At 34.1% G+C, this 4,582-nt stretch carries 3 protein-coding genes; 2 read left to right on the top strand and 1 reads right to left on the bottom strand.

Annotated elements, in window-relative coordinates; all coding sequences use genetic code 11:
• On the bottom strand, positions 1–988 hold a 988-nt coding region (locus N3F66_14560; GenBank protein MCX8125367.1), incomplete at its 3' end, for an aminotransferase class I/II-fold pyridoxal phosphate-dependent enzyme.
• 368 nt (positions 989–1,356) lie between these two features.
• Here N3F66_14560 and N3F66_14555 point away from each other — a divergent pair.
• Entirely contained in the window at positions 1,357–2,409 is a 1,053-nt protein-coding gene (locus tag N3F66_14555) for a hypothetical protein (protein ID MCX8125366.1), read from the top strand.
• 515 nt (positions 2,410–2,924) lie between these two features.
• The coding region (locus N3F66_14550; protein MCX8125365.1) for a hypothetical protein at positions 2,925–4,582 on the top strand (1,658 nt) is incomplete at its 3' end.

The following is a 4,582-nucleotide window of genomic DNA, read 5'->3' as shown; positions in this document are numbered from 1 at the left end:
ATAAGAGACAGGCTACCATATATGCATCGTAACCAAGAGCTGAAACTGCTGCAACGCCTTCAGTTCCTCCATTATTTGTAAGATTCTTGGAATCTGACTTTAAGAAATTTTTAAAGCCTTTAACGAAATCAGCAGCTGCTGCATTTGAAGCTGGCATACTTGCATTAAAGATTATAGCAGGAGCATGGTGTTTAATATAATTAATAACTCGTTCGCTTGAAGCTAAAAAACCGCCTGAAGAAGCTAGACTTTTTGAAAATGTACCCATTATAATATCTGTTTCTTCCGTGAGGTTAAAATAACTTGCAGTGCCTCTACCACCAATACCAATAACACCAAGAGCATGGGCATCATCTACCATAATTCTGGCGTTGTATTTATGAGCTATCGCCACAATTTGTGGAAGTGGAGTAATATTACCATTCATGCTGAAAACACCGTCAACAACGATTAGTTTACCAGCTTCATAAGGAAGGGCAGAGATTTTTTGTTCAAGATCAACCATATCATTATGATTAAACTTTACAAGTATGCTATCGCCACATAATCCTTTTGCAATTAATGTTCCCTGAATTATACTTGCGTGATTTTCAGCGTCAGAAATAATATAATCTCCCTTTTTTATAAGGGGTACGATAGCTCCTTGATTTGTTTGAAAGCCAGTAGAAAAGATACATGCTGCTTCTTTGCCAACAAATTCTGCCAGAGCTTCTTCCAATTTAAAATGAATATCAAGCGATCCATTAATAAGCCGCGAACCAGAACAGCCTGTACCATATTTATTGATTGCATCAATTGCAGCTTTTTTAACCCTTGGGTCATGTGTAAGGCCCAAATAATTATTGGAACCAGCCATAATCATGCGCTTGCCATTCATATAGACCACAGGCCCTTCAGTTTCTGTAATAGGATGATAGTAAGGATACAACCCAACTGATTTAACCTCTTCAACTCGAGTAAATGCATGGCATTTGTCGAAAAGATCCATTGAATACCTCCTGGATTTTTTATCAATTTTTATATCAACTATGAGGTAGATGCAGAACAGCAATGTTGAATGATAATATTGATAATATAATACTAATTTTAAAATAAAAAGTCAATATTTTGATAACAAGTGATATGTAAAAATAAATTAATAATTTATATAATAATAATATAAAAATATGAGCGAACAATCACTCATATTTGAATAAGTGCTCACTCAATATGTAATATTTGGATGCATTTAAGGGGTTAAAGCTATATTATGAGCCTAAAAATAGTTAAAGGGGTCAGAGCCTATAAACTAAAAAATAATTGCAAAAATTAATAGCTAGTACTTTTCTACACAGTTACAGAATTGGGAGGGGATGGATGAAGATGATAAAAGGTACTACAATTATAAAAAAATTAGTAATATTCACTTTGATATTATTTTTGCTATTTTCCTCAATATTCCTAATAGTGTACAGTAACCCTGTTGTACGGTTTATGATGGTGATGAATGAGATTATTCCTGCATGGGGTGTTAGTTCAGTGGAAGTAACACTCCCACTGAAAGAGGGTAAACATACCAAGATGACAATATACCAACGTATATTGGGTTACCATGATAGATATTATTTTTGTATTCATGGGATGACCCCTCAGGGGTATACCCATCCATCATTGGTTAAACTTGCAAAGGCTTTGGCACTGGCAACAGGGAGAAAAGTTTTAGTTCCATATCTTTACGGAAGTGAGACGGATAGGGACGTAATAGATGCCACAAAAGAAATACAGACAATGTATATGGAGGTGCGTAAGCGTTATCCCGGGAAATATAATGGATTTGGTGCATGTATTTCAGCCACTATGTTGGTTGCAGCCTTAAAAGATATACCTTTGGAATTATATCCAGATAAAATATTTATGTATGGCCCATTTCTAAATGGCCAGATGCTTATGCATTTTTATAATACAAGCGGCATGGAGGTTGATTTTATTGTTAAACTTGCTAACGCTATGCGCCACCCACACATAACTGATGAAGAAAAAAAGCTGGTCAGTAAAGCTATTGCTGCAACTAAACCAGGGATTACAGATAGACAGGAAATGAAACGTGTACTGGGTGATGCTCTTTTTAAAAAAATAGACTCATTGAAAGTTGAAAATCCTGAATTTAAGCAAATTAATGAAATGACGCTTTTTGAAAAAGGCAAGCCATTACCTAAATGCAAATTTTATATTTTGCATTCGCGAACTGACAATATTATACCTTTTAGCATGGGTATGAGTATGCATAAGTATTTATTACAGCGGGGATTGCAAAGCACCTTTGTGGCAACTGGAGCGTTTCACCACACTCAGAAAGACAGATCCTTTTCCAAGCTGAAAACAGAATTTAATGAAATATATAATTTTTTTAAAGATCTTTTTGAAGAATAAAATAGGCGATAGTAGCTGCGACTATTGCTACTAAATGGGGTCAGAGCTTTAATATCTCTTTTTATTACGATTACAATTGAAGATATATACGACAAGTATAATGTTTTAAAAAATGCTAAAGGTGGATTAGATGAATAACATCATAGTGGTAATATGTTGAGAGCAAACAAAACAAAAAATTAGATAAAAAATATATTTTTAATTTTATATATATAATATAATAAATCGAAAAAGATATAATAATATAACAAAATTAAAAAATTTTTGTAAAATTTTTAATTAATGGTTGACAATACTTACCAGTCGGTATTAAAATCTATTTATGGAAGAGTACTGCTGGACGGTTACTTCAATATAGTATTGAAAAGTATTTTAAAAATAAATAAATTATTCATTTTCTTTATGATGATCTTTCAATTTTTTTTTAGAATAGGAAATACCGAAACGTCGGTATTATCATATGATAACTATCATGTTTATTTTATTTATATTTTCAAGAAACATTGAGGTGCATCATGAAGTGTTATAAAACCTATATCACCATAATTATATCAGTTATATTCTTCCTATCGTGTTCAGGAAAAAATGACACCACATTCCAGAATAATTCTATAAATGGATCTGAAGGGTCAGAGCCTTTCAGCATGCTTGATGAATACCCTGCAATTCAAGAAGGTTTCACATCGCTTGATGAATATACGTTTAATGAATTATTAGGTGGTGCGCTGTATGATAACGTTCAGGAAATAGGTGCGCCGCCACAGTGGATATTGATTACTGCTGATCCAAATACAATTAGAAAAATAACGAATACCTTACCTGCAATACGTGAAGTATTAGGGCGAGTGATAAATCAAAATGATTTGGATTGGCCTTCGGATACGTATGATTATGAAACTGATTTTTATTCAATGGTTGATACGTTAGCCGAAAGTGATCTTGGGATTTCAAATGAACTGATTGGTTTGCTTAGAAAAGTTGTTGGATATATATATGATGTCCATGGAAGTGAAATAGAAACTGTAATGGCTGATATAATAGCATTTTTACGGGATACTCAGGGGCAAAATGTTGGGAATCAGCTCCCCTTATTACAGGAAGCGTTGGGTAAGTTGTTGGTTAAAACAAACAGCACAATTACTTATAACAGCAAAAACACTTATTTAGGTAATGCAACACGGGGCATGGATGTATTATTATCTGCATTAAAAGAAATAATTAAAAATGATCCTGATGCTCGCAATGCATTATATGATGTTATAAATGAACTTGGTGGATTGTTAACAGCTACTACAAATGGGAAATCCTTTACTCAGGTATTAAAAGAGGCAATGATTAATCTAGAAGATTATACTACAGTTGGTGGAGCAATTTATGACAATAGTAATACAAGTATAAAATACAATTACAACAGAAATGATAGCACATATTATGTTAATACAGAATTGCGGAATGGCTTAAAACAGATGTGGCCTGTATTGGTAGGGTTATTTGTTAAAGCAAAGGGGAGCTGGGATACAACAGGCAGGGACGATTTTTCAACAATATATGATCCATCTGAAGCGCGCTCTGCACTGGAATACCTCACCCAGAAATTGTATGATTTAAAATTAAACTGCGGGATTGATTTTAGTAATTATGAAATAGAGCCTTCGCTTAAGCGAATGGTGGAATATAACGGTTTTGGACAGCCCAGAAGCACTGCAAGTTATAAGGTATCGTACCTTGACCATCTATTGTTTACTTTGATAGCATCCTATGATTTTGGATTTTTGACGCGCTATGGCAGTGCAACTAATGAACCATATCAGAATAATGAAGGTGGCAATGACGACGATAATGTTCCACATGGTCATGGGCTGCCAACGGGTGGCATTTTAACAGTAAACGATTGTTTGTACTCAATGACATCAGGAGCCAAACACGCTTATGTTACAGTATCACTTATAAAAGAAGTTCCAGTAGTTGATGAATGGTTAGGTGCATATGAGTTATCACTGGATCCAACTCGTAATAAATCAACATATTATACTAAAAGTGCACGCCAAACACAGATGAACTTTGTATTTAGGTCATCTAGTGCATTTACTAAATCAGGTACTAATGAAAACGGGATCACTCCATTTAAATTCCCAATGGGGTATAATTTTCCAGCACTTGCACTATTGTCAGG

Source organism: Spirochaetota bacterium (assembly GCA_026414805.1).
Lineage (GTDB): Bacteria > Spirochaetota > UBA4802 > UBA4802 > UB4802 > UBA4802.
Note: the sequence above shows the minus strand (reverse complement) of the source record. Positions and strands in the feature narration are given on the sequence as shown.

Excerpts from the sequence above, each read along its gene's own strand:
- N3F66_14555 (MCX8125366.1), top strand. The coding sequence starts at position 1,357 with ATGAAGATGATAAAAGGTACTACAATTATAAAAAAATTAGTAATATTC.